Raw genomic sequence first — 2,806 nt, 5'->3', positions numbered from 1 at the left:
CTTTTCGGGACGTGCATACGAAGAGCTTGTGGGGGGGGTTGCGGATCAGTTCCGCCGTGGGGTGTCGGGTGGGGCGACGGGGGGGTGCGCGACGGCCGGCCCGGCCGGGGGTGTGACCGGCGCGGGGTGCGGCGGCGGGCCCACGTCCGCGGGCAGGCGCTCGGCGAGGAAGCCGTACGCGCGCCTCAGCTCGGGGTCCGTCAGGGAGCGCCACCAGCGGTCCACTCCGTACCAGCCCGGGGCGGCCAGGGCCCCGCCGTGCCGCTGCACGGACAGGCCCGCGGCGAGGACGGCGAACCGGAGCCGTTCCGCCAGCGGCCAGCCGCCCAGGGAGGCGGCGACGAAGGAGGCGCCGAAGACGTCACCGGCGCCCGTGGCGTCGAGGACGTCGACGGGCAGGGCCGGGACGTCCGCGTACTCGCCGGTGAGCTGGTCGACGGCGACCGCCCCGTCCCCGCCCCGGGTGACCACAGCCACCGGCACCAGCTCGGCGAGCGTGCCGAGGGCCGCGACCGCGCTGTCGGTGCGGGTGTAGGCCATCGCCTCGCGCTCGTTGGGCAGGAACGCGTGGCACAGGGCGAGCTGGTCGAGCAGGCCGGTGGACCACTGCTGGGTGGGGTCCCAGCCGACGTCCGCGTAGATCTGCGTGCCGTCGGCGGCTGCCTTGGCGAGCCAGGCGCGGGGTTCCGCCTCCAGGTGGACGAGGGCCGTGCGCGCCTCGGGCGGGTCGCCCATCAGCGCGTCCTGGGAGTACGGCGGCTCCTGGCCGTGGGTGACCAGGGCGCGGTCCGCGCCGAGCGCGAGGGCGACGGTGACGGGGGTGTGCCAGCCGTCCGCGACCCGCGAGAGCGAGAGGTCGACGCCTTCCTGGACGGCGAGGACCTCCTGGCAGTGGGCGCCGTAGAAGTCGTCGCCGAAGACCGTGGCCAGCGAGGTGCGCAGACCGAAGCGGGAGGCGGCCACCGCCAGGTTGGCGATGCCGCCGGGGCCGCAGCCCATGCCGGCCGTCCAGATCTCCTCGCCGGGCGTCGGCGGCTTCTCCAGACCCGTCAGGACGAGGTCGTAGAAGAGCAGCCCGGTCAGCAGCACCTCGGGCCGGTCGTCGTCCACGTGCGCGCCTCTCGTCAAAACTCGTCAATTTCGATGACGGGAATCGTGCGCCGCTCGACGACATTGGTCAATACCCAAGCAGAACTGAGCATAGAAATGATTGAAGATGACGAGTAGTGTTCACGGCGTGCTGGCTGAACGACGACACCAACTCATCCTGCGGGCCCTGCGCTCGGGCGGCCCCGCGGCTGTGACCGACCTCTCCGAGCAACTCGGTGTGAGCCCCGCCACCATCCGGCGCGACCTCGTCAAACTGGAGGAGGACGGGCTGCTCACCCGGGTGCACGGCGGAGCGCGCGCCGAGGAGGGCGACCAGCCCTTCGCCGAGGTCGCCGAGGTCCGGGTGGCCGAGAAGGACGCCATAGCCGCCCGCGCCGCGGCCCTGGTCCAGGACGGCCAGTCCGTACTGCTCGACATCGGCACCACCGCCTACCGGCTGGCCCGGCAGCTGCACGGCCGCCGGCTCACCGTGATCACCAGCAACCTGGTGGTCTACGAGGAGCTCGCCGACGACGAGGGAATCGAGCTGGTGCTCCTCGGCGGCATGGTCCGCCGCGAGTACCGCTCCCTGGTCGGCTTCCTCACCGAGGACAACCTGCGCCAGCTGCACGCGGACTGGCTCTTCCTCGGCACCCCTCGGCACCAGTGGAGTGCGCCCGGGCGGGCAGGTGATGGACACGACGGTCGTCGAGGTGCCGGTCAAGCGGGCGATGATCCAGGCGAGCGACAAGGTCGTCCTGCTCGCCGACACGGCCAAGTTCCCGGGCACGGGCATGGCGAAGGTCTGCGGTCCCGAGGCCCTGGACGTGGTGGTGACGAACGCGCCGGTCGACGCGGCGACCCGGTCCTCCCTGGAGGAGGCGGGCGTCGAGGTGGTCCTGGCAGGAAAGGGACCGGAGTGAGACCCCGCTCCCGTCCCCGTACGACAAGAACGGCTCGTGTGATCAGTGTGACAAGTGCAAGGAGGCCGCGCGTGTCCGCTTCCCGCGACGCGCACGGCGACAGCCCGACCCACGCCCGGCCCGCCCGCCGGAGCACCTCTGGAGGACACCGGTGAAGCTGACGATTCTCGGCGGCGGCGGCTTCCGGGTCCCGCTCGTGTACGGCGCGCTGCTGACGGACCGCGCCGAGGGCAGGGTGACCGAGGTGGTCCTGCACGACCTGGACGCCGGCCGGCTCTCCGCCGTGGGCCGCGTCCTCGCGGAGCAGGCGGCCGGCGTGCCCGACGCGCCCACGGTGACCGCGACGACCGATCTCGACGAGGCCCTGCGCGGCGCCGACTTCGTCTTCTCGGCGATCCGCGTCGGCGGTCTGGAGGGCCGTGCCGCCGACGAGCGGGTGGCCCTCGACGAGGGCGTCCTCGGCCAGGAGACGGTCGGCGCGGGAGGCATCGCCTACGGCCTGCGCACGGTCCCCGTCGCCGTCGACATCGCCCGCCGGGTGGCCCGGCTCGCCCCCGACGCCTGGGTCATCAACTTCACCAACCCCGCGGGCCTGGTCACCGAGGCCATGTCCCGGCACCTCGGCCACCGCGTCATCGGCATCTGCGACTCCCCGGTCGGCCTCGGCCGCCGTATCGCGCGCGTGCTCGGCGCCGACCCGAACGAGGCGTGGATCGACTACGTCGGCCTCAACCACCTCGGCTGGGTCCGCGGCCTGAGGATCGCCGGCCGGGACGAGCTCCCGCGCCTGCTGG

General features: G+C 73.3%; 1 protein-coding gene and 2 pseudogenes. 2 read left to right on the top strand and 1 reads right to left on the bottom strand.

Annotated features, from left to right (window positions below):
- Positions 1-45: 45 nt before the first annotated feature.
- Positions 46-1,110: a carbohydrate kinase family protein gene (locus AOJ26_RS33620; RefSeq protein ID WP_053852152.1), complete on the bottom strand. Its 1,065-nt coding sequence runs from the start codon at positions 1,108-1,110 to the stop codon at positions 46-48.
- Between the two features lie 127 nt (positions 1,111-1,237).
- Between AOJ26_RS33620 and AOJ26_RS33615 the strand changes: the two are divergent.
- Together AOJ26_RS33615 and AOJ26_RS33610 are read left to right on the top strand one after the other, a co-directional pair.
- Positions 1,238-2,012, top strand: a pseudogene (locus tag AOJ26_RS33615) (DeoR/GlpR family DNA-binding transcription regulator).
- Between the two features lie 151 nt (positions 2,013-2,163).
- Positions 2,164-2,806: pseudogene (locus tag AOJ26_RS33610) on the top strand (6-phospho-beta-glucosidase); the annotation flags it as partial.

The organism is Streptomyces sp. NRRL B-24085 (assembly GCF_001282115.1).
Taxonomy (GTDB): domain Bacteria; phylum Actinomycetota; class Actinomycetes; order Streptomycetales; family Streptomycetaceae; genus Streptomyces.
Note: the sequence above shows the minus strand (reverse complement) of the source record. Positions and strands in the feature narration are given on the sequence as shown.